Below are 22,346 nucleotides of genomic sequence, written 5' to 3'. Positions count from 1 at the left end.
CGGCAACGTGACAATGAGCAGAAAGCAGAGCATGTTCAGTACAACTCGCCTCGTTCGCCCGCTCGTGTTCGTCGTGGCACTCGCGACAGTCGGCCTCGTGACCGTCCGCGCCGAGATCATCGAGCAGGTGCTCGTCAAGGTGAACGGCGACATCATCACCAAGTCCGACCTCGAGACCCGGCAGGTGGCGGCGCTGCGGCAGCGTGGCAATCAGGCCAACATGTCCGACGCCGATTTGAAGAAGGCCATCGCCGAGATGACGCCGCAGATCATCGTCGAGACGATCGACGAGATGTTGCTGCTGCAGCGCGGCAAGGACCTCGGCTACAAGCTCACCGACGATCGCTTCAAGCAGATCGTGGACAACATCAAGAAAGAGAACAAGATCGAGACCGAGGAGCAGTTCGAGGGAGCCCTCAAGGCCGAGAATCTGACGCTGGCCGACCTGCGGCGGTCCATCGAGAAGTCGGCGGTCATCACCCAGGTGCAGCAGGCCGAGGTGCTCGGTCGCATTTCCGTCAGCGAGGAAGAGGCCCACAAGTACTTCGACGGCCACAAGTCGGACTTCACGTCGCCCGCGACGATGATGCTGCGCGAAATCCTGGTGTCCGTGCCGAAGAGCGCAAAGGGGATGAACGTCGCGGAGGACGAGGCGGCGAAGACGAAGGCCGAGACAATCAGGGGACGCGTCGCCGGCGGCGAGAATTTCGAGAAGGTGGTCGGAGAGGCATCCGACGCTGCCTCGAAGGCCAACGGGGGTCTCATCGGGCCGATCAGCAAGGACGACCTGGCGCCGGAACTGCGCAAGGTGTTCGATACCATGAAGCAGGGCGACGTCACGCCCGTGCTGCGCACCGCGGGCGGCTATCAGATCTTCAAGATCGAGACGCTGAATGCGGCCGCCGTGCTTGCGTTCGACCAGGCGCGCGACCAGATTGCGGACAAGGTGGCGAACACCAAACGCGCGGCCGAGTTCCAGAAGTTCCTGCAGAAGCTGCGCGCCCAGGCGATCATCGACTGGAAGAACGCCGACCTGAAGAAGCTGTACGACAAGAGGGTGGGCGAGGAGTTGACGGTTCCGGCGAAAGGCTGAGGGTGATGCCAGGAGCCTACGAACCGGCGCAGCAGAAGCCGAGCGTTCCGACCGAGCGCTCGGGGCCAGACAGTCCGAGCACGTCGGCCGAACCCTGGTACGCCGTGTGGACGCGGTCGCGCGCCGAGAAGGCGGTGCACGACCAACTGGCGAGCAAGGACATCGAGGTCTTCCTGCCGACCGTCATGCGCTGGAGCCGCTGGAAGGATCGCAGCAAGCAGATCGACTGGCCGCTGTTTCCCGGGTATTGCTTCGCGCGCTTCGAGTCGCACGACGCGCTGAAGATCCTCACGTGCACCGGCGTCGCCACGATTGTCTCGTTCGACGGCAAGCTGGCGCCAATTCCCGACTCGGAAGTGAGCAGCATCCGCCGCCTGGTGACGAGCGGCCTGCAGTACGATCCGTGCCCGTTCATCCAGGAAGGCGATCCCGTCGAAGTCGTGCACGGGCCGCTGACGGGGGTGAAAGGGCACCTCGTGAAGAAAGGTCCGCGCGCCCGGCTCGTTCTGTCTGTGTACCTGATCAGCCGGGCCGTGGTGGTGACGGTTGATGCTGCCGACATCAGGAAGATGTAGGCGGACAGGCTGGTCAGTCGGCATCACCGACTGACGAGCATCACCGACTGACGAGTATCACCGACCGCCATGTCCCTTCTTCCTCTGTCCACTCCCTTCGCCCTTGCCCCCATGGCCGGGATGACCGATACGGCCTTTCGCCGCTTGGTGAAGCGTCAGGGCGGGTGCGGTCTGGTTGTGACGGAGATGGTCAGTTCGGAAGGATTGGTGCGCGGCCTCGACCGCACCCTGCAATACGTGGAGTTCACCGAAGAGGAGCGGCCGGTCGCCGTTCAGCTCTTCGGCGGCGATCCGGAGAAGATGGCGCGCGCCGCCCTGATCCTCGAAGGGATTGGCGCCGACGCGGTGGATGTCAACATGGGCTGCCCCGTGCCGAAGGTGGCCAAGGGGAACGCCGGCTGCCGCCTGATGCGCGAACCGGACCGTGCGGCCGCGATCGTCCAGGCGATGACGCGTGCCGTGTCGATACCGGTCACCGTGAAGATGCGGGCCGGCTGGAACGACCGCGAGGTGAACGCGCCGGAGTTGGCCAGACTCGTGGAGAAGGCCGGCGCCGCCGCGATTTCGGTGCACGGGCGGACCGCCGCGCAGTCCTACGGCGGCCGTGCAGACTGGGACCTGATCGCGCGAGTTGCCAGGGCCGTCTCCATTCCCGTCTTCGGCAACGGCGACTGCACCGAGCCGCACGATTTGCTCCGTCGCCTCGAGGAGTCCGGAGTCGCCGGCATCCTCGTCGGCCGCGGGGTGCTACGCAACCCGTGGATCTTCGCCCAGGCCGCGGCGCTCGCCGCGGGCCGCGCTGTCCCGGAAACCTCCCTGGCCGAGCGCGGCCGCTTCCTGCTCGAGTACATCGACCTGCTCCTGACCGAACGTGTCAACGAACCCGCCGACTTCCGCCACGAGGCGGCCGGGTCGAGGAGATCCACGCAACGACCGCAAGCCACAGAGGGCCATTCGATGACGGAAGGCGCCTCCGCGATATCTGGGCACTCTGTGTCGATCGGCGTCCAGGGGGCGGGCGGGCCTGACCGGGGTCACGACCGGTGGGTGATCAACAAGGTCCGCGCGCTATCCGCCTGGTTCACCCGCGGCCTCGACAACGGCTCCCACCTCCGACAGCTCGTCAACCACACCGACTCGCTGCCCGAGTTGCGGAAACAGATCAGGGACTTCTTTGGGGTGTGACCGGCTGTCGCGGTTCTCAACACCACCCGCCACAGGTGCACGCAATCTAGCGACACGACACGACCTGGCCACCGATGGCGCGGTTTGGCGCAACTTGGCGCTCGACGGGGAGTGTATCTTTTCCTACACTCCGGCGCATGGTTGAACCGGCTCCGCCGAATTCCACCCACCTTCGCCGAATTGTCGCCCACTCATCGTCCATGCGTGCCGTTCTCGAGAGCGTCGAGGTGGCGGCTGCGCAACCTGGAGGTGTGCTCATCTGTGGCGAGCGCGGCACCGGGCGTCAACTCCTGGCTCGCGAAGTCCATCGGCGTTGGGCCGGCCTGTCGGCTCCTTTCCAGCGTCTGGACTGCACTGCCGGTTGTGTCGACCGCCTCGTGGCCCTGATCGACGAACGTCCGGCCGCCTGCCAGAGCGGCACGTTGTTCTTCGCGCAGATCGAGACCCTTCCCGCGCAGTCCCAGTGGCGCCTGGCGCGCCTGTTCGACGACCACCGCATCGGCCTTCGCCCGATGGCGTCCGCCGCGGCGTGGGTGTCCGCGTCTGCCGGAGATGCGGTGATTCGCGCCGACCTGTGGCAGCGGTTGGCCGGCATCCGCATCGAGGTCCCCCCCCTCCGGAAGCGCCGGGAAGACATCCCGGAACTCGCCGCCTCGTTTCTCAACGACGAGTGCCGCCGCCAGGAGACTGGCCCGAAGGTCTTCGATCCCGAGGCCGTGGCGCTACTGACCGCGTTGCCATGGCACGGCAACGTGGCAGAACTTCTGGCACTCGCCCAAATGCTGGCGGAGCGCGTGCCCACACAAACGATTTCCGTCGAGGACGTCCTGAACGCTGTCCACCTCGATGGCGCCGTCGAGAACTTCCAGACCGTCGGCACGCTTCGCGAGGCGACCCGCCACTTCGAGCGGGACTACATCAGCACCGCCATCGAATCTCACCGCGGCCGAATTGCGGATGCCGCAGAGGCGCTGGGCGTTCAGCGGCCGAACCTCTATCGGAAGATGCGAAACTTGGGCATCAGATCGAAGGCGCTGAAGCCTCAGTAGGACGACGCGCCTCTCCCGAAGCCCTTGACACCGCCCCCCCCGCGTGGACAATACCTGCAACCGGCGTCCTGAAGTCGCGACCACTTGCCGCAGGCCGCCGACCGTCACCAACGGAATTGCCACCACCGCTGAGGTCCAGCATGCATCGATTCTCCATGCTCCTCGTCGCCGCGTTGATTCTCACCGTGGGCGCCGCCGCGTGCACCAGGAAGACCGACCAGCCGGCCGCGGGACAGGTGAAGGCGGTCTACGACAAGCAGACCGGCAAGCTGACGATGCTGACGTTCGACTCGAAGAAGACCGGGAAGATCGATACCTGGAGCTACATGGACGGTTCGCGCATCGTCCGCATCGAAATCGATCGGAACGGTGACGGCAAGGTGGACCGGTGGGAGTACTACGGTCTGAACTCGCAGCTCGAGAAGGTCGGCATCTCGCGCCCGGACGACGGGAAGCCGGATGCGTGGGCGTACGCCGGAGCGGACGGCAAACTGGCGAAGATGGAGATTTCTGGCAGCCGTGACGGGAAGATCACCCGTACCGAGTACTACCAGGCCGGCGTGCTGATGCGAGCCGAGGAATCGAGCGCGGGCGACGGCAAGATCGACAAGTGGGAGACCTACGCCAGCGGCGCGCTCGCGACCGTCGCGTTCGACAGCACGCGCCGTGGCACCCCAGACCGTCGCCTGACCTACCTGGCCGACGGCAGCGTGCGCGTGGAGGTGGACCCGGCAGGGACGGGCCGCTTCTCGCCAGCCAGGCAGTAGGAGGATGTCCCCGCACTTCCGGTTCCTCCGCGCGCCGCGATGGCTCGTCGGCCGCCGTGCGGACGGCGTCTACCAGATCGACCCGCAACACGCGATATTCGTCGCGAAGATCCTGGCCGCCGCACGCCTGACCTTCGTAGTGGTCGGCTTGATTGCCGTCGAACTGCACCCGGGTGGACTCGGCCAATTCGGCGAGTTGCCGACGCTCGTACTGTCCGCATTCGTGGTCTTCAGCGTCGCGGTGCTGGTCACCGCGCACCTGGCCCCATTCGCCATCGTCCGTGGCGGCCTCGCCCTTCATCTCGTCGATCTTGCGTTGATCGTCGTCGTCACAGCGACAACGGGCGGTGCGAACAGCCCGTTCGTGTCGCTCTTCCTCTATACCCTGCTGTCGGCCGGCTATCGCTGGGGGTTCCCAGCCACGATTCTCACCGGCGCGTTCGCCCTGGTGACCGCACTCGCGGCATGGGGACTGCACCTTTGGTGGGGCGTCGGACCGCATCCGCTCGTGCACGAGTCGCTGATCCGCGGGGTCTATATCGGCGTCGGCGCACTGCTGATAGGATTCCTCGCGGGGGAAGAGCAGCGGCAGCGCCTGCGATCGGTTGCCGTCGCGCGCATCATGAGCCGCGTCACCGGCGAGAAGGGGCTGGTGGCCAGCGTCAGGGCCGTGCTCTCGGACCTGCTGACGACGTTGGCCGCGCCGCGCGGCGTTCTCGCGCTCGAAGAAGACGGGACCGGCCGCGTGTACTTGTGGCACGTGCAGCAGCAGCCCGGGCAGGAAGCGCAGATTCGCTTGACGCGCGAAGCGAGCGGCGCCGCCTCGCAGTACTCGCTCGACGTGCCTCCCGAGGTCGACGCGCTGTTCCTTCGGAGGAGCCTGCGGACTCGTCACGAGTGCGGCGTTCACGCCCTCAACCCGCTCGCTCTCGACGTCAACGGAACGCGCATCCGCCGGCCATGCGCGACCAGCCGCGGCTGCACCGTCGCGGCGCTGTGTGACGTGCCGCCCGACTGGACCACCGTGTACGCCCTGCCGCACGTCCGAGGCGATGGATGGAGAGGACGGCTCATCATCTTCGATTCCGAGATGGGGGGCAGCCGTCGGAATCACCTGCGATTCCTGCAAGTCGTCGTGCGTCAGGTCGCTCCGGCGGTCTTCAACCTCTACCTGCAGCGCCGGCTCGAGTCGCGCAGCGGCGCGGTCGAGCGAACGACCATCTCTCGCGCGTTGCACGACGGCGTGATCCAGTCGCTCATCGGGGTGGAGATGGAGCTCGAGGTGTTGCGGCGTCAACCCGGAGCGGGCCTCTCGCCGGACGTGCACGAGCGGCTGGGCGTGCTGCAGGGCGCGCTCGCGCAGGAAGTCTTGAACGTCCGCGATCTGATGCAGATGTTGAAGCTCGATGACGTGGACCCGACGAACTTCGTCGAGCACGTGGCGGATACGGTGGAGCGGTTCCAGGTGCGGACCGGCATCCGCGCGCGGTTCCTCTGCGACCTGAACGAGGTGGCGCTGCCGCCGCGGGTGTGCCGGCAGCTTGCGGCCATCGTGCAGGAGTCGCTGGCGAACGTCCGCAAACACAGTGGCGCAAAGAACGTCGTCGTGCGCTTCGCGCAGACGCCAGACGGCTGGTGCCTCGACGTCGAAGACGACGGGACAGGGTTCGACTTCGAGGGGCGGTTGTCGCTGAAAGAGCTTGCCAGCGAGCGGCGGGGACCGGTGATCATCAAGGAACGCGTGCGCTCGATAGGCGGCCAGCTGACGATAGACTCGCGCCTCGGCCGCGGCGCAAGGCTCGAGATCACGCTGGCCCGCTGACCACGAGACGGCAGCCGGCCAGTGGCAATCTCGACTGACGAGCATCATCGACTGACCAGGATCATCGACTCATAATGTCCGTTCCGTCCAGTCCGACAAGGATCGTGATCGCCGACGACCACGCGATCTTTCGCGAGGGGCTTCAGCGCCTGCTTGAAATCGACCCTGGATTTGCCGTCATCGGCCTGTGCGGTGACGGAGCGGAGGCCTTGCGCCTGGTCGAGGAGTTGAAGCCGGATCTCCTGTTGCTCGACCTGTCGATGCCCGTGTTGAGCGGGGTCGACACGCTGATGGCACTGCGTGATCGGCAACTCGATGTGCGTGTGGTCGTGCTCACCGCCGACGTCGAACGCGAGGACGTGGTGCGCGTCATGCAACTCGGTGCGCGCGGCGTGCTGATCAAGAACGCGGCGATCGATCAGCTCTATGCCTGCATCCGCGCGGTGATGGCGGGCGAGTTCTGGGTGGCCCCGGACCAATTCGCGCAGATCGTGGAGACGCTGCGCGACGGCCCGCGGCCAGAGCCGCTGCCGGGGACTGCCGCCGGACTGACGCTCCGAGAACTGCAGATTGTCGCCGCCGTCGTCGAGGGCGCGACCAACAAACAGATTGGGGACCAGCTCGGCCTGAGCCGGCAGACGATCAAGAACCACCTTTCGCGCGTGTTCGACAAGCTGGGCGTGGACAGCCGCCTCGAGCTGGTGCTCCACACCAGGCACCACCGCCTCCTGGAGAACATCACCGCCGCGCAACTCGCGCCGCCCCCGAAGCCCGCTGTCGAAAAGCCCGCCCGGCCGAAGACGGAGCCCGTCGAGGATGCCGGCAACGTTGTCCGTTTCCGAAAACAGCGCTGACGACTGCGACCGCGAACCGGCAGCGGCATCCCCTGTCCGCAGATCTCCCGCCTGCGTGCTATTCTGAAACTCCCCATGTCCAATTCCACCCCCCCCATCCGCATCGTCATTGCGGACGACCACGCCATCTTTCGCGAGGGGCTGCAGCGCCTGCTCGAGTCGGAGCCGGGGTTCGAGGTCGTGGGGATGTGTGGCGACGGCGTGGAGGCGGTGCGCGTGACGGTCGAGCTCCGGCCAGACATCCTGTTGCTCGATCTCGCCATGCCCCGCGCGAGCGGTATCGACGTGCTGCGCGATCTCGCCGACCATGCGCTCGACGCGCGCATCGTCATCCTGACGGCGGAGATCGACAGCGCCGAGATCGTGCGCGCTGTGCAGCTCGGGGCGCGAGGCGTCCTGCTGAAGCACGCGGCGATCGAGGTGCTCTACAAGTGTATTCGGAGCGTCATCGCGGGCGAATATTGGGTGGGTCACCAGGAGTTCGGGCGGATCTTGGAATCGCTCCGCGAGACCACCGAGCCGACCCCACCACGCCCGGCCGCCACGCTGACGGCGCGCGAACTGCAGATCGTGGCCGCCGTGGTCGAGGGCGCGACGAACAAGGACATCGGCCAGCAGTTCAACCTCAGCCCGCAGACCGTCAAGAACCATCTGTCCCACGTCTTCGACAAGCTCGGCGTCTCGAACCGCCTGGAACTCGCCCTCTACGCCTCTCACCACAGGCTCGGACAGCGCGACTGACGAGAGTCTTCGACTAGAATCTCCCCGTGCCACCCTTCTTCTCCGTCCTCCTCCTGGCCGCCTTGGCTTGGGGAGCGTTCGCCTTTGGCGCGGTCTACGACTGGTGCTATACACCGCTGTTCTGGGCGTGCGCGGGAATTGGCGCCCTCGGCCTCGTCGCGCCGGGCGCACGATATCGGCGGCCGATTGAGTGGTCGGTCGTTGCGGGTCTCGTCGTCATCCTCGCCGCGGCGCTCGTTCAGACGATCCCGCTCTCACCGGGGACGATCGTCCGCATCAGCCCGGCCACCGACGCCTTCCTGCGCACGTTCAACATCGCCTATGTGAACGCAGCCGCGAGCGGGTACCGGCACCCCATGTCGATCGATCCGCCAGGCACGTGGCTGGGGATCGCAGCGCTCGGGTCACTCGGGCTGTTGCTGGTGGGTACGGCGCGCGGACTGGGCCGAAGGTCGCTGGGTGTGCTGGCGGGCGGACTCGTGCTGCTCGGTCTCCTGCTCGCGCTCGCCGGGATTGTCCAATCCGGGCTCTACGGTCGCGACCCGAGCCCGACCGAGAAGATCTACGGCTTCTGGAAGCCGATCTTCCAGGCGTATCCGTTCGGACCGTTCGTCAACCGCAACCACTTCGCCGGCTGGATGCTGCTGGCGCTGCCCGTGTCGATCGGCTATTTCTTCGGGCTGGTCAGCCGTGCCATGCGCGGCGTCAAACCCACGCTCCGCGACCGTGTTCTCTGGTTCTCCTCGTCCGGTGCCAGCCAGGTCGTTCTCGTCGGCCTGGCCGTGATCGTGATGGGCGTGTCGCTCGTCCTCACGCTCTCGCGCTCGGGGACGTCCTGCTTCGTCCTCGCGCTCGCCATCTCCGCCTGGTTCGTCATGCGCCACCAGACGACCGGATCGCGCCGCAAAGTACTGCTCGTCTACATCGCCCTGGTCGCGGCGCTCAGCCTCGGGTGGGTGGGCATCGACCGGATCCTCGAGCGCTTCGCGCTGGCGTCCGGCAACGACTTCGCCCAGCGCGTCGCGGCGTGGAAGGACGCCTGGAACGTCTTCCTGAACTTCCCGTGGTTCGGCACCGGGTTGAACACCTACGGCACCGCCACGCTCGTCTTCCAGACGTTCGGGCGCGACACCGGTCACTTCGTCGAGGCGCACAACGACTACGTGCAGATCCTGGCTGAGGGCGGCCTGCTCCTCGCGCTTCCAGCCCTCCTGGCGATTCTCCTGCTCGCCCGCGAAATCACGCGGCGCTTCGCCGAAGGGAACGACGACCCGACCACGTACTGGCTGCGCGTCGGCGCCACCACAGGCCTCGTCGCGATCGCCTTCCAGGAGATCGTGGAGTTCAGCCTGCAGATCCCCGGCATCGCGGCGCTCTTTGCCGTCGTGGCCGGCATCGCGATCCACCGGGTACCGCGGTCGGGGAATGTCTGAGACAACAAGGCGACTAGGCGGCAAAGCGGCAAACCCTCGGGGCACAGCCCGAGCGGCCTCTGCGGCCTCCGAATCATTCCTCGTCGTGATCCGGATCCGAGCGTGATCCCTCCGCCCCCCGATCCCCGCCCCCCGATCCCTGATACCTGTCCGGTGATCCGCTCTTCGCGAACTCGTACTCCTCGATCGACGCGATGACCCTGCCGGGGGAATCCGTGCGGATGACGTGTCCAGTGCAGCGGATGTGGGTGTTGCCCGCCGCGCCGAACACGGGAAGGTGGACGATGAACTCCACGCGGTCGCCGGGAGACGGAAGCGCACCGCTCGTTTCCCAGAGTGCGCCGGAACGACTCATCTCCAGCATCCAGCCGTCTTGCCACGCAACTCCGGCGGCCGTGAAGCGGACTGCCGCTTCCACCCTGTAGCGCCGCGCGCGCGGTCGAGTCTGGCTGATGGTCATGGGCGGCGACACGCTCGGCGTTCCAACGGACGGGAGGACGATGAGATCGGCGAACGCAGCCCCAGTGTGCCAACCGTGGCAGGTGAGACCAATGGCCCGGAGGTACTGTCCCCGCAGTACCTTGGTACCGGTGCGGACAGGCCGGCAACCCGGCGAAGTGAATGAACCCGGTCATCTTTGCGGGTGTATCAATCTTGACGAAATCGTATTTCCCTTGACACATCCCCCTCGATGTAGAGAATAACACCCGTTCAGTCCGCAACTTCTCGTCCGATCTCGCCACAACTCGTTCGTCGGTGCCTGCCGGGGCTCCAGGGCTCATTCGACGGAGGCTTTCAAAAAGAATCCGTTGTGAGTCACGGGGCGAAGCTGTACGCCGAGATCTGCTGTGCCTCATCCAACCACCGGTGAATCGGAATCTGCAGTGACGACGACGCGTCCGACCATCGTCGCTCACTCGCCTGCGATGCAGGCGGTCATCGTCGGAGTCAACAAAGCGGCCGCGGTCCAGACCGGCGTGCTGTTGTGCGGGGAAGCCGGCACCGGTCGCCGCATGGTCGCGCGCGAGCTGCACCACCTGTCGCCCGGGCCTGACGCGCCTTTTGTTGCCGTCGATTGCGCCGAGGTCGAAGAACTGGAGGCGACGCTCTTCGGAGCGTCGACGACGCCCTCGAATGGCGGCCCCGATCACCGCCAGGGACTCGACCGAATCAGCACGACGAGCGTCCTCTGCGGCGCTGTCGGCGGCACGCTCTTTCTCGCGCACCTGCCCGAGATGCCCACGCGCGTGCAGGCTCGGTTGGCCCGCATCCTGCGCGACGGCGAGGTGACGATCCAGGAAGGCAAGCGCACCTTGCCGCTCCGCGTGCGGCTGATTGCTTCATCCGAACCGGATTGGAAAACCGCGGTGGCAGAGGGCCGAATCCGCGCGGACCTGTGCAAGCGATGCTCGGCCAGCCGCATCGACCTCCCGCCGCTCCGCAACCGCCGGGAGGACATCCCGCTGCTCGCGACGGCGTTCCTGGAAGAAGCCTGCGCGGCAAGCCACCTCGAACCGAAGGAGATTGACCCGCCGGCGATGGCCCTGCTCTCCGCCCTCCCGTGGCGCGGCAACGTGCGCGAGATGCAGGCGCTCATCCACAGCCTCGCGGCGGTGCTGCCGGGGACATTCCTGCGCCTGGAGGATCTGCTCGGGTCGGTCCATCTCGACGACTCGGCTCGGACATTCGTTGCGGCCGGAACGCTTCGCCAGGCGAAGGAACGCTTCGAGCGCGACTACATCGTCGCGGTGCTCGAGCGCCATCGCGGCCGGATCGGCGAAGCCGCCCGCGCCCTCGGCATCCAGCGCCCGAACCTCTATCGCAAGATGCGCACCCTCCGCCTGCCGCTGCCACGGCATGCATAGGTAAGGTACTGGACCCTCGACTCTGGACTTTCGACCCTTGACTGACAAAGCCCTTCGCCTCATCCTCCTCGCCCTCGTCCTTCTGTGTGGAACGGCCGTCCGTGTTGTCGCCCAGGACGCCGCCACAGACCCGTTCGCGACCGCACGCTTGCGCATCGGCCCGTTTGCCGCAACCCCGTCGATCGCGCTCAACAATCTGGGTTTCGACACGAACGTCTTCAACTCGTGGAACGATCCCCAAGGCGATTTTACGTTCACCGCGACGCCGGCTGCCGACGCCTGGCTGCGCCTCGGCAAGGGCCGCCTGTCCATCCACGCCAGCGTCGGGTATGTCTATTTCGCCAAGTACACGACCGAGCGCGGGTTCAACACCGACGACAACGCCAGGCTCGAGCTTCCGTTGACGCACTTCCGACCGTACGCCGGCTTCTCCTACCTGAACATCCGCGACCGCCCGGGCTACGAGGTCGACCAGCGCGTGCGCCGGTCCGAAACCGGGATCTTAGGCGGCGTCGATGTGCCGTTCTCGAGGAAGACGACATGTGGCCTGGCCTACCGGACCGCGAAGACGGTCTACGCCCAGGGGGAGCAGTTCAGCGACACGTTCCTCGCCTACCAGCTCAATCGTCGAACGAACGTGGCCACGGCGAGGCTCCGGTACGCCCTGACGCCGCTCACCACCGTCGTCCTCGACGCCGAGAGCGTGCGCGAGCGATTCGAGTACGCGTCGGGCCGCGACAGCAACGGCTTTCGGATTATGCCGGGCGTCGAGTTCGGGAAGTTCGCCCTCATCAACGGCTCCGCGCGCGTCGGCTTTCGGAACCTGAAGATGCTCACGCCGGGCATGCCCGACTATGCGGGTGTCGTGGCCGCCGTCAATCTGGGGTACACGCTGATGGGGGCGACGCGCTTCGCCGTCACCGCGGACAGGGATGTGGCCTATTCCTTTGAGAACCAAGAGCCCTACTACCTGCTGACCGGCGTCACCGGCACCATCACGCAGCAGGTGGCCGGGCCGTGGGACGTGCAGGCCCGGGCGGGGATCCAGTACCTGGACTATCAGCGCGCCACCTGCGGATCGACGACTCCATGCAGCCCCGGGCTCATCTCGGGTGGTGGCGTGGGTACCACCACGGGGCGCACCGACGTTGTTCGCTTCTACGGCGGCGGCGTCGGCTACCGCCTCGGCCCCAACGTGCGCCTCCGCCTGAACGCCGACTACTACACGCGCCGCTCCGACTTTCAAATCCGGGCCTACGAAGGCCTCCGCGTCGGCACGTCGGTTGTCTACGGATTCTAGCCAGATGAAGACGAACTCATTCTTCGCCCGCGTCCTTCGACTCGCCGCGCTCGCTCATGGCGGGCCGCCGGCAGCCGTTCTCGCCGCAATCCTGGTATTCGTGGCTACGCTCGCCGCGGCGCAGCAATCGGCAGCTCCGCCCGCGTCCCAGCAGGCCGACTACGTCGTCGGCCCACAGGACGTCCTCAGCATTACCGTCTGGGACCAGGCGGATCTGTCCGGCAAGTTCACGGTGGAGACCGACGGCAGCTTCACCTTTCCCTTGATCGGCCGCCTGCAGGTGGGTGGCCTCACGTTGCGCCAGGTGGAGAACGAACTCAAGAAGCGACTGTCCGACGGCTACTTCAAGAATCCGCAATTGACGGTGGCTGTGGACACCTACAAGAGCCAGCGCGTGTTCATCGTCGGCGAGGTGAGGTCGCCCGGCACGTACACCCTGACCGGCGACATGTCGCTCATCGAGGCGCTCTCGCGCGCCGGCTCGACGACGCCCACCGCGGGAACCGAGGCGATTATCGTCCACCCGACCGACGGGAAATCGCCGAACGGCCCCGTGATGCCCGGCCAGGCGAACGACAAGAACACCGTGCGGGTGGATTTGAAGGACCTGCAGAGTGGCGCGATGGCCAAGAACGTCGCGCTCAAGGACGGCGACACCATCTTCGTGCCCCGCGCCGAGACGATCTACGTCTTCGGCCAGGTGAAGAATCCTGGCGCCTACGCGCTTCAGACGAAAGACACCACCGTCCTCCAGGCGCTCTCGCTGGCCGGCGGCGTGACCGACCGCGGCTCCACGTCTCGAATCAAGATCGTGCGCCTCGTCAAGGGCAAGAAGACCGAGATCAAGGTGGACCTCGGCGACTCCGTTCTCCCAGGCGACACGGTGATCGTCCCCGAGCGCTTCTTCTAAGTCCTTCCGTGCACACATACGGCGACGTTTTCGTGCACTCAGGACTTCGTGCTGAGCGAGCACAACCGGCCACATGCGCCGACAACCGAGCGTGACCGGGGTTGCGAGTCGAAGTACTAACCAAAGGTTCTATTCATGGCAGAGCAGCGCGGCAATACAACTGAGCCCGGCTTCAATCCCGCTCTCGATGGCAACCTGGGATCCGGCGATCCCCTGAGCGCGAGCGGTCCCTCCGGCAAGCGCCGAGGCGGGGGGGGCAACGGCGCGGCCGGCCAGGGCGGAGTGCACGCCGCCGCCGAATCCTATCCCGCCGGCCCCGACCAGGGTCGAGGCGGCTACGGCGACAGCAACCTCCTTCCGGCCACCGAAGTCCACCTCCTGGACTACGTCCGCGTCCTCTACAAGCGCCGATTCGCCGCCATCACCGCGTTCCTCGTCGTCGTCGTGTCGGTCGTCGTCTATACCTTCACACAGACGCCCATCTATTCTGCGCACGTGCAACTCCTGATCGAGCCAGAGAATCCAAACGTGATCTCGTTCAAGGAGGTCATCGAGCAGGACAAGTCCAGCACCGACTACTACCAGACGCAGTACAAGATCCTGCAGAGCCGTGCGCTGGCGAAGCGGACGATCGAGGCCGTTGGCCTCTGGAACCATCCGGACTTCGCCGGCAAGGACAAGGGCGCGGTGGGGTCCAGCCTCCTCACGAGCGTGGGCTTGGGCGGACCAGAGAAGAAGGAAGCGGGCCCGCAGGCCGACTCCACACCGGGCGGCGGCCCGAAGCCGGCCAACGTAGCCACCGCCAACGTGCCGATCGTGGCGTCCGACGAAACGCCGGGGCAGTCGCGGGTGATCGAGGCGTTCCTCAAGCACATCACCGTCTCGCCGATTCGCAACAGCCGACTGGTCGATGTGACGTTCGAATCGACCGACGCGCAACTGGCAGCCCGTGCGGCCAACGCCATGGCGCGCAGCTACATCGAGCAGAATCTCGAATACCGCTTCCTCTCGTCGAAGGAGGCGTCCGACTGGCTCGGCCAGCGCCTCGGCGAGCAGCGCAAGCAGGTGGAGTCGAGCGAGCAGGCACTCCAGCGCTACAAGGAGCAGACCGATGCCGTCTCGCTCGAGGACAAGCAGAACATCGTCGTCCAGACGCTGGCGGAGTTGAACGCTGCCGTGACGAAGGCCCGCACCGAGCGGCTGCAGAAAGAGGCGCTCTACAACCAGATCCAGTCGATCCAGCACGACCGTGCCGCCATCGATACCTTCCCGGCGATCCTCTCGAACACGTTCATCCAGCAGATGAAGGGGCAGTTGGCCGAACTCCAGCGCCAGCAGGCCTCGCTCGGCGAGAAGTACGGCGAGAAGCACCCTGAGATGATCAGGGTCAAGTCGGCCATCGAGCAGACCGACGCCAAGCTGCAGGGCGAGATCGGCAAGGTTGTCGCGTCGATGAAGAACGAATACCTCGCCGCGCAGTCGCAGGAGCAGCGCCTCGTGGCGGCGCTCGAGCGGCAGAAGAGCGAGGCGATGGCGCTCAGCCGCAAGGGCATCGACTACGGCGTCCTCCAGCGCGACGCCAACACGAACCGCCAGATGTTCGACAGCCTGCTCCAGCGCGCGAAGGAGACGGGCGTGTCGGCGGAGCTCAAGACCAGCAACATCCGCGTGGTTGACGCCGCGGAAGTGCCCGCGCGCCCAACCCGCCCCAACAAGACGCTGAACCTGCTGCTCGCGGTCTTCGGCGGCGGCCTGTGCGCCGCCGGCCTGGCGTTCTTCTTCGAGTACATCGACAACCGGGTCAAGAACCCCGACGAAATCAAGAACTACCTCGGGTTGCCCTTCCTTGGCCTGGTCCCGCGGTTGAGCGACAAGGACAGCAAGGACGTTCTGATCCACACCGGGGCCCCGACCTCGTTCTCGGAAGCGTTCCGGAACATCCGCACAAACGTCCTGTTCTCCTCTGCCGATGAAGGCGGCCGTTCAATCGTGGTCACCAGCACGGGGCCAGGCGAAGGCAAGACCATGATTGCGGGAAACCTGGCCGTGGCACTCGCCCAGGCCGGTCAGCGCGTGATCCTGGTGGATGCCGACATGCGGAAGCCGAAGGTCCACACGATTTTCAAGGAGACGCAGGCGCCCGGTTTGTCGAACGTGCTCGTCGGCAACGCGAAGGCCAGCGAGGCCGTCCGGAAGACGCCCGTCCAGAACCTGTGGCTGCTCGTGGCCGGCGTCACGCCGCCGAACCCCGCGGAACTTCTCGGCTCGCACCGGTTCCGCGACTTCCTCACGACGCTCCAGGAACACTTCGACTGGGTGATCGTGGACACCCCGCCCGTCATGGCCGTCACCGACGCGTCGGTTGTCGGCCACACCGCGAGCGGCGTCCTCTTCGTGATTGCCTGCGAGCAGACCAGCAAGTACACCGCCTCCGCCGCCCTCGAGCAACTCGAGGCCGCCAAGGCGAGATTCCTGGGCGGCGTCCTGAACAAGGTGGACGTCGAGCGCCACTCCTACTACTACTCGCACTACTATCGCCGCGATTACGGTCAGTACTACCATTCAAAAGAGTCCTAGAATCGCGGCGACCCTGAGCGAGCGAAGCGAGTCGAGGGGCCGCCGAGATCATGGCCAGTACTACCATTCGAAGGAGTCGTAGCAAGTCGGCTGGCAGTTGTACACCGCACCCATGAAGCCCCAGCCCAACGTCGCGTCCCGCGTGCTCCAGATGTTCATGGAGTACCGGCGGCTGATCGTCATTGCCATCCATTTGGCAATGGTCGTCGCCTCCTACTATCTGGCGTTGTGGCTGCGGTTCGACGGCGTGGTGCCGCCCGATCTTGCCGCCCAGGCTCGCCATCTTCTGCCGGCGCTGGTGTTGATCCGCGCCGTGACGTTCATCCCGTTTCGCCTCTACGAGGGGCTCTGGCGCTACACCAGCATCCGCGACGCCCGCAACATCGTCGGCGCCGTCGCGACGAGCTCGTTACTGTTCTTCGTCGTCATCCGCCTGGTGTTCGGCGCCAACGTCTACCCCCGCTCTGTCTACATCATCGATGCCGTCCTGCTCATCGGCTTCCTGGTGGGGGTCCGTTCCATCCGGCGGTTGGTGCGCGAGCTGAACAGGTCCGAGCACGGCCGGCGCGTTCTCGTGTTCGGGGCCGGTGACGCGGGCGAGATGATCGTCCGCGACATGAAGCGCCGCGGCTTCTATCACGGCGAGCCGATCGGCTTCATCGACGACGACCGCCGCAAGGTGGGCCAGCGGATCCACGGCGTGTCGGTTCTGGGAACCCGCGCCGACGTCCCGGGCATCATCGAGCGCGAGAAGCCAGACGATGTGCTGATTGCCATGCCGGCGGCAGACCCCGCAACCATCAGGACGATCGTCAAGGTCCTGGAGCCGTACAACCTCCCGATCAAGACGCTGCCGAACCTGCGCGACGTGCTCGATGGCCGCGTGTCCGTCAGCCAAATCCGCGAACTGGCCATCGAAGACCTGCTTCCAAGGGCGCCTGTCGGCCTCGACGCCACGCCCATTCGGGATCTCATTGGTGGCAAGTCCGTCCTTGTCACCGGTGCCGGTGGCTCCATTGGATCCGAGTTGTGCCGTCAGATCATGGGGTTCGGGCCGCGAAAGCTCGTGCTCTTCGAGCGCTACGAGAACAGCCTGTTCGCCATAGAGAACGACCTCCGCGACCGCTTGCGGAGCAGCATGGGCCCCCAGAATGGGAGTGGCACGGGCGTCCCGCCCGTGCCCACGATCCACGCCGTCATCGGCGACATGACCGATCGCCGTCGCGTCAACGACGTCTTCGCCCGCCACCGCCCCGACATCGTCTTCCACGCCGCCGCCCACAAGCACGTTCCGCTGATGGAGGCGAGCCCCTGCGAGGCCGTGAAGAACAATGTCGGCGGAACGTGGGTGCTCGCCCGCGCAGCCGTTCGCTACGGCGTTTCCCGCTTCGTGATGATCTCCACCGACAAGGCGGTGAACCCCACGAGCGTCATGGGGGCCACCAAGCGCGTGTGCGAGCTGATCGTCCAGGGGCTCGCGACCGGTTCCGACGCCAACGGCACACGGTTCGGCGTCGTCCGCTTCGGCAACGTCCTTGGCAGCAACGGCAGCGTCATCCCCCGCTTCGTCGAGCAGATCAAGTCGGGCGGGCCGGTCACCGTCACGCATCCCGACATCCGCCGCTTCTTCATGTTGATTCCAGAGGCGGTCGTCCTCGTCCTCCACGCGGCGACTGTTGGCGAGGCCGGCGAGGTGCTGGTCCTCGACATGGGCGAGCAGATCAAGGTGGTGGACGTCGCCCGCAACCTCATCCGCCTGTCGGGCTTCATCCCGAACGAAGACATTCCCATCGTCTTCACAGGCCTCCGGCCGGGCGAGAAGTTGTACGAGGAACTACTGGGCGACGTTGAAGATAGCGAGCCCTCAGGCGTCGAAAAGGTGATCCGAATTCGCCGCCGCTCGGTTTCTGACGTTCCGGCACTCGAGCAGCGAGTCCTTGACCTTGTCCGGCTTGCAAGGCGCGGCGACGATTGCGGAGTCCTCGCGAAACTGCGGGAAGTGGTCCCCACCTATCGCACGCCTGGAGTCGAAGCGACCATCTATCAAGACATTGCAGCCGATCAGAACCGACCAGTGCCCGTGTAATCCTGCGGGGCCCAGAGCCACGAGCCCCTGGTACCCCGGTACCCCCGTCTTAGTACTCGGTCTGGTACCAACCTCCCATTGAGCCCTTCTCCTCAGCACACTAAAGTAGGTCCGCTAGTAATTCCAGCTGAGTCGTTCCCTGGCGAAGTTGTGCCGCGGCACCGAGGAGAGCATATGAGAAATCGTTCGATGAACTGGCTGCTGCGTCTGGCGCTGGTGGCCCTGGTTCTCGCGTGTGGCATCGTCCAGGTTGGCGCGCAGATGCCGACGCAGGGAAGCGGGCAAGCCCAGCCGCCCGCGCCCGTCAACGATCTTCAGCCGCCGCCCGGCGTGATGAGGGGCACCACCAACAAGCAGCGCGAAGCCGCCGCCGCGCGTGCCGCCGCTGCCAGGGCTGCTGTCGCAGCGACTACCAGGAAGGGCGGGCTTGGCGAAGCCGCCCCGCCGCCGATCACCGCCGCGGGCGGTCCGCCGAACGGCCTGCAGAACGCCGACTATTTCGGCGTCGCGAACTACGCCAACAGCCCCCTGCCGGCCATCAACCTGACGACGGGAGCCGTCACGGGTGGCATCCGTAAGTTCATCAACACCTTGCCCGGCCTCGGCCTGCCCGGCTGCGCGTCCCCGGCGGCCTGCAACGCCAACGATCTCGGCCAGTTCATCCCGATTGCCGTTGCCGATACGGTCAGCTACCCGGGCTCGGACTACTACGAGATCTCCCTGGTTCAGTATCGAGAGAGGATGCACGGCGACCTGCCGGTCGGCGGCACGCTGCTCCGCGGCTACGTGCAGACCAACAACGGCACCGACCCGGCCGTCGTGAATCCCACGCCGGCCAACAACACCATCGCGCCGAAGCCGGTCCACTATCTCGGTCCGGTCATCCTCGCCGCGGCGAACCGGCCGGTCCGCATCAAGTTCACGAACAACCTGCCCACCGGCACCGGCGGAGACCTCTTCATCCCGACCGACACCACGTACATGGGCGCGGGCATGGGGCCCGACGGCACCAACTACACGCAGAACCGCGCCGTGATCCACCTGCACGGGGGCAATACGCCCTGGATCAGCGACGGCACGCCGCACCAGTGGACGGTGCCCGTCGGCGAGACGGCGACCCTCAAAAAGGGCGCGTCGGCAACCGATGTGCCCGACATGGCGCCGGCTGCGGACGGCTCGTTGACCTTCTACTACAGCAACCAGCAGAGCGCGCGGTTGATGTTCTACCACGACCACGCCTACGGCCTGACGCGCCTCAACGTGTACGCCGGTGAGGCGGCGGGGTATCTGCTGACCGACCCGGTGCAGAACGACCTCATCAACGGTACCAACACCACCGGCGTCAACCCTGCGCTCAAGAAGGTCATCCCGGACCTTGGCGGCGCGTATCACTGGGGCGTGCCGCTGGTGATCCAGGACAAGACGTTCGTGCCGCCGCCCACGCAGCTGGCGGCCGAGGATCCCACCTGGAACACGGTTTTCACGGGCTACGCCAGCGGCGACCAGGTCGGACCTCCCGGTCTTGGCAACCTCTGGTTCCCGCACGTGTACATCCCGAACCAGAACCCCGCGGACATCTACGGAGCGAACGCGTTCGGCCGCTGGGACTACGGTCCCTGGTTCTGGCCGGTTCAGAATCCAGCCACCTTCGTGCCGGGCGCGCAGCCGTATGCCTGCACGTCGGTCGGGTATCCGGCCGGAACGCTTGCGCCGGGTACCACGCTCACGTGCCCGGGCACGCCGAACCCGTCGGGCACGCCCGAGTCCTTCATGGATACGCCCGTCGTGAACGGCACCGCGTATCCGACGATGCCCGTGGCGGCGCAGGCGTATCGGTTCCAGATCCTCAACGCCACCAACGACCGTCACCTCAACCTCGGTCTCTACTACGTCCAGCCGTTGAGCGTCGGTCTGACGAGTCCAGGCGCCGGCTACGCGCCGCCGCCCGCGCTGCCTCCCGCCGTCACCATCATCGGTGGCGCCGGCGGGGCTGGCGCAACAGCCGTGGCAGCCGTGGGCGCGAACGGCAGGATCGCCGGCATCACGGTCACCCAGGGGACGACGCCCTGGACGGCGCCGCCCACCGTGACGATCGCCCCTCCGCCCGCCGGCGTTGGTGCGGCCACCGCCACGGCCGTTGCCTCAATCAACACCGAGGTGTCGCTGGTGCCGGCTTTCAAGCCGGCGGCGACCGCACTCGTTCCGCCGTGCACGGTCAGCACGATCCCGCCGAGCGCCGAAGGCCTGCCGGTTCCGCAGTTCGCCGGCACCGGGGCGCCCCTCGGCGGGACGGGGCTTCCGCTGAACGGCAGCACGAAGTGCTGGCCGGACATCTGGCCGACCGACGGCCGTGACGGCGGCGTCCCCGACCCGTCGACGGCCGGGCCCCCGATCATCCAGATCGGGACCGAGGGCGGGATCCTGCCCTCGCCGGTGGTGATTCCCAGCATGCCGGCCAGCTACGAGCTCAACCGCCGCAACATCGTCGTGCTGAACATCAACTACCACGGCCTGCTGCTCGGGCCGGCGGAGCGTGCCGACGTCCTCGTGAACTTCTCGGGCATTCCGGCCGGCTCGCAGCTGATTCTCTACAACGACGCGCCGGCGCCGGTGCCCGCGTTCGACAGCCGGCTCGACTACTACACGGGCGATCCGGATCAGACGACGACGGGCGGCGCGCCCACGACGCTGCCCGGCTACGGGCCGAACACCCGCACCATCATGAGGTTCGAGGTCGGCGCGGCGCCAGTGGGCCCGACCACCGTGAGCCTGGCGGACCTCACCGCCGCGATGCCGGTAGCGTTCAACTTCACGCAGCCGCAGCCGATCGTTCCGGAATCCGCCTACTCGGCCGCCGTTGGGAAGCCGCTCACCGACACGAAGGCGCGCATCTCGGACAACTACCTGACCTACACGCCAATCTCGTCGCCGCCGCTGACTCCTCCGACGTCGTTCTACATGGAGCCGAAGGCGATTCAGGAGCTGTTCACACTGGATTACGGACGGATGAACGCGACGCTCGGCGTCGAACTCCCATTCACCCGGTTCAACACCCAGACCACCATTCCGCTCGGGTTCGTCGACCCGGTGACGGAGAGCCTGGTCGACGGGCAGCAGCAGATCTGGAAGATCACGCACAACGGGGTGGACACGCACGCCATTCACTTCCACCTGTTCAACGTGCAGGTGATCAATCGGGTTGGCTGGGACGGCATGATCCGGCCGACCAACGCGAACGAGCTGGGGTGGAAGGACACCGTTCGGATGAACCCGCTCGAGGACGTGGTGGTGGCACTTCGGCCGCTGTCGATGGCGCTGCCGTTCGGCATTCCGAACAGCAACCGTCCGCTCGATCCGACGCAACCGGTTGGTGCGACCCTCTCGGTCACCAACCCGGCAAACGGCAACGCGATCCCTGTCGTAAACGCGCTGACCAACTTCGGGTGGGAGTACGTGTGGCACTGCCACATCCTCGGCCACGAAGAGAACGACATGATGCGGCCGATGTCGTTCAGCTACACGGCGACCACGCCGCCGGCGCCGTTCCAGTTGACGGGGGCGTTGGGTGGTCCCGGATTCACGCAGTTCATCCTGAACTGGCGCGACCCGACGCCGGCAGCCACGTCACTGGGGAATTCAGGGAACGAGATCGGGTTCAAGATCGAGCGCGGTCCCAACCCCCAGACCGCCCCGACGCCGACATGGACACAGATCGGCACCGCGCTCGCGAACGCCACGACCTTCACCGACACGGCGGTGCCAGGACCTTCCATATACCGGGTGTGGTCGTACAACGCGGCGGGGAATTCCACGACAGCGTCGAACCAAGTGTCGACGGCGGGGCCGCTCGTGGTGCAGAGCCTGACGGCGAACCAGACGTTCCCGGTTGCCGTGGGAACTCCGATCACGTGGACAGCAACAACTACAGCAGGCGTGGCTCCGATCAGTTACGAATTCTGGATCAACGTCCCAGGAGCGGGGTGGACGTTGGCACAAGGCTACAGCACGTCGAGCAGCATGGCTTCTTGGACGCCGACCGTCGCCGGCACATACCTGATCCAGGTATGGGCGAGAAACAGCGGCTCGGCC

General features: G+C 66.2%; 16 protein-coding genes. 15 read left to right on the top strand and 1 reads right to left on the bottom strand.

From position 1 onward, the window contains the following. Positions 1–31: 31 nt before the first annotated feature. The 9 genes from VGK32_19065 (at position 32) to VGK32_19025 (ending at position 9,519) form a co-directional block, all read left to right on the top strand. Positions 32–1,093, top strand: coding sequence for a peptidylprolyl isomerase (locus VGK32_19065; protein HEY3383869.1), 1,062 nt, complete (start codon positions 32–34; stop codon positions 1,091–1,093). Between the two features lie 5 nt (positions 1,094–1,098). Next, positions 1,099–1,668 carry a UpxY family transcription antiterminator gene (locus tag VGK32_19060; protein HEY3383868.1) on the top strand — a complete coding sequence of 190 codons (570 nt, stop codon included), beginning with the start codon at positions 1,099–1,101 and terminating at the stop codon, positions 1,666–1,668. 69 nt (positions 1,669–1,737) lie between these two features. After that, the gene (dusB, locus tag VGK32_19055) at positions 1,738–2,853 is read left to right on the top strand and encodes a tRNA dihydrouridine synthase DusB (GenBank protein ID HEY3383867.1); all 1,116 of its coding nucleotides are present in this window, start codon (positions 1,738–1,740) and stop codon (positions 2,851–2,853) included. A 74-nt stretch (positions 2,854–2,927) separates the two neighbouring features. After that, positions 2,928–3,902, top strand: a complete 975-nt coding sequence (locus tag VGK32_19050) for a sigma 54-interacting transcriptional regulator (protein ID HEY3383866.1) — start codon at positions 2,928–2,930, stop codon at positions 3,900–3,902. Positions 3,903–4,042: 140 nt separating this feature from the next. Continuing rightward, positions 4,043–4,669, top strand: coding sequence for a hypothetical protein (locus VGK32_19045; protein HEY3383865.1), 627 nt, complete (start codon positions 4,043–4,045; stop codon positions 4,667–4,669). Positions 4,670–4,673: 4 nt separating this feature from the next. Next, a complete protein-coding gene (locus VGK32_19040; protein ID HEY3383864.1) occupies positions 4,674–6,491 on the top strand; it encodes a histidine kinase in 1,818 nt (605 codons plus the stop codon). Positions 6,492–6,595: 104 nt separating this feature from the next. Beyond that, positions 6,596–7,345: a response regulator transcription factor gene (locus VGK32_19035; protein ID HEY3383863.1), complete on the top strand. Its 750-nt coding sequence runs from the start codon at positions 6,596–6,598 to the stop codon at positions 7,343–7,345. A gap of 75 nt (positions 7,346–7,420) precedes the next feature. After that, positions 7,421–8,086: a response regulator transcription factor gene (locus tag VGK32_19030; GenBank protein HEY3383862.1), complete on the top strand. Its 666-nt coding sequence runs from the start codon at positions 7,421–7,423 to the stop codon at positions 8,084–8,086. Between the two features lie 26 nt (positions 8,087–8,112). After that, complete coding sequence (locus VGK32_19025; GenBank protein HEY3383861.1) at positions 8,113–9,519, top strand: O-antigen ligase family protein; 1,407 nt, start codon at positions 8,113–8,115, stop codon at positions 9,517–9,519. Between the two features lie 73 nt (positions 9,520–9,592). On the opposite strand, the gene VGK32_19020 is transcribed toward VGK32_19025, so the two are convergent. Next, complete coding sequence (locus VGK32_19020) at positions 9,593–9,874, bottom strand: hypothetical protein (protein ID HEY3383860.1); 282 nt, start codon at positions 9,872–9,874, stop codon at positions 9,593–9,595. 529 nt (positions 9,875–10,403) lie between these two features. Between VGK32_19020 and VGK32_19015 the strand changes: the two genes are divergently transcribed. The 6 genes from VGK32_19015 to VGK32_18990 form a co-directional block, all read left to right on the top strand. Further along, the gene (locus VGK32_19015; protein HEY3383859.1) at positions 10,404–11,384 is read left to right on the top strand and encodes a sigma 54-interacting transcriptional regulator; all 981 of its coding nucleotides are present in this window, start codon (positions 10,404–10,406) and stop codon (positions 11,382–11,384) included. Positions 11,385–11,421: 37 nt separating this feature from the next. Further along, on the top strand, positions 11,422–12,684 hold the full coding sequence (locus VGK32_19010) for an outer membrane beta-barrel protein (protein ID HEY3383858.1): 1,263 nt from the start codon (positions 11,422–11,424) through the stop codon (positions 12,682–12,684). A gap of 4 nt (positions 12,685–12,688) precedes the next feature. Then, positions 12,689–13,594, top strand: coding sequence for a polysaccharide biosynthesis/export family protein (locus VGK32_19005; GenBank protein HEY3383857.1), 906 nt, complete (start codon positions 12,689–12,691; stop codon positions 13,592–13,594). Positions 13,595–13,729: 135 nt separating this feature from the next. After that, positions 13,730–16,171 (top strand): polysaccharide biosynthesis tyrosine autokinase, encoded by a 2,442-nt coding sequence (locus tag VGK32_19000; protein HEY3383856.1) that lies wholly within the window; start codon positions 13,730–13,732, stop codon positions 16,169–16,171. Positions 16,172–16,283: 112 nt separating this feature from the next. After that, positions 16,284–18,257: a nucleoside-diphosphate sugar epimerase/dehydratase gene (locus tag VGK32_18995; protein HEY3383855.1), complete on the top strand. Its 1,974-nt coding sequence runs from the start codon at positions 16,284–16,286 to the stop codon at positions 18,255–18,257. A gap of 174 nt (positions 18,258–18,431) precedes the next feature. Next, on the top strand, positions 18,432–22,346 hold a 3,915-nt coding region (locus tag VGK32_18990), incomplete at its 3' end, for a multicopper oxidase domain-containing protein (protein ID HEY3383854.1).

The sequence above is a fragment of the Vicinamibacterales bacterium genome (assembly GCA_036504215.1).
Taxonomy (GTDB): Bacteria; Acidobacteriota; Vicinamibacteria; order Vicinamibacterales; family Fen-181; genus FEN-299.
Note: the sequence above shows the minus strand (reverse complement) of the source record. Positions and strands in the feature narration are given on the sequence as shown.

Coding starts and splice junctions, on each gene's coding strand:
- VGK32_19005 (HEY3383857.1), top strand. CDS start 12,689: ATGAAGACGAACTCATTCTTCGCCCGCGTCCTTCGACTCGCCGCGCTC.
- VGK32_19020 (HEY3383860.1), bottom strand. CDS start 9,874: ATGAGTCGTTCCGGCGCACTCTGGGAAACGAGCGGTGCGCTTCCGTCT.
- VGK32_19000 (HEY3383856.1), top strand. CDS start 13,730: ATGGCAGAGCAGCGCGGCAATACAACTGAGCCCGGCTTCAATCCCGCT.
- VGK32_19040 (HEY3383864.1), top strand. CDS start 4,674: ATGTCCCCGCACTTCCGGTTCCTCCGCGCGCCGCGATGGCTCGTCGGC.
- VGK32_18995 (HEY3383855.1), top strand. CDS start 16,284: ATGAAGCCCCAGCCCAACGTCGCGTCCCGCGTGCTCCAGATGTTCATG.
- VGK32_19060 (HEY3383868.1), top strand. CDS start 1,099: ATGCCAGGAGCCTACGAACCGGCGCAGCAGAAGCCGAGCGTTCCGACC.
- VGK32_19050 (HEY3383866.1), top strand. CDS start 2,928: ATGGCGCGGTTTGGCGCAACTTGGCGCTCGACGGGGAGTGTATCTTTT.
- VGK32_19030 (HEY3383862.1), top strand. CDS start 7,421: ATGTCCAATTCCACCCCCCCCATCCGCATCGTCATTGCGGACGACCAC.
- VGK32_19065 (HEY3383869.1), top strand. CDS start 32: ATGTTCAGTACAACTCGCCTCGTTCGCCCGCTCGTGTTCGTCGTGGCA.
- VGK32_19045 (HEY3383865.1), top strand. CDS start 4,043: ATGCATCGATTCTCCATGCTCCTCGTCGCCGCGTTGATTCTCACCGTG.
- dusB (HEY3383867.1), top strand. CDS start 1,738: ATGTCCCTTCTTCCTCTGTCCACTCCCTTCGCCCTTGCCCCCATGGCC.